We start from the raw sequence: 785 nt of genomic DNA, 5'->3' as shown, positions 1-785 counted from the left end.
CCATAGGGCATCCTTCCATTCCCAAGAAAGGATCGCACCATCAAACCATGGGATCAAACACCTAAGCGCCGCCATATACTGATCGGGATTATGAACACTGACAGTCAACTTACACCCCCCTCAACGCTTGTTCTGGACCACTGTCTTATCACAGCCTGATCAGCATTGAATTTGCAATGTTTTCGCGTAGGACGTACTTTACGCGTCCAATTCTTCCATCCTATCTAATTCGAGCCGAGCTTTTTCGTCATCGAGGCGCCATCGCCTTATGACGTAAAACGCGAGCGCCTTTCGAGTATTTACTGCAATATGTGTTTTCTCCTGAAATCCGTATTCCCGCCGCACAACGCGTGCCTGCGCATCCGAAAGGCCCGAACGCGGACATATCCACAAGCGGACGAAACTGTTCCAGTCCGTGTCAAAAGGAAGGGGAGCAGGCCTCTCACGCGTTATCATCTCGATTTGTTTCGCTATTCGTATTGGGAGATAATCACGGTACGCCTCGTGATTATAGCTCCAGGCGCGGAGATAAATTGCCTCTCCGTCAAAATGAAAATGAACTGGACTGATCCACTGCGGGTCGGAGAGGCCGCTTGTCATCGAGGTGTAGGTAATCTGGATGTCTCTTTCGCCGTTCATGGCGCGGTAGAGCTGTGCGACAACGGTGGGATCCATTACGCGAGTGGGAAGCGGGATGCTCGCGCCAAGCGATGTCGCCTTGTGAGAACGGCGGTGCGAAATTAGTCCACGTTAGCGGCGGCATGGTGCTGCTGCGGGCGGCGTAA

At 52.6% G+C, this 785-nt stretch carries 1 protein-coding gene; it reads right to left on the bottom strand.

Annotated elements, in window-relative coordinates; genetic code table 11:
* Positions 1–198: 198 nt before the first annotated feature.
* Entirely contained in the window at positions 199–675 is a 477-nt protein-coding gene (locus tag ACFSCT_RS12330) for a WYL domain-containing protein (RefSeq protein ID WP_379143166.1), read from the bottom strand.
* Positions 676–785 lie beyond the last annotated feature (110 nt).

Source organism: Paracoccus pacificus, assembly GCF_042680785.1.
GTDB lineage: Bacteria > Pseudomonadota > Alphaproteobacteria > Rhodobacterales > Rhodobacteraceae > Paracoccus > Paracoccus pacificus.
This window is presented reverse-complemented; position numbering and strand designations above follow the sequence as displayed.

Excerpts from the sequence above, each read along its gene's own strand:
- ACFSCT_RS12330 (WP_379143166.1), bottom strand. The coding sequence starts at position 675 with ATGGATCCCACCGTTGTCGCACAGCTCTACCGCGCCATGAACGGCGAA.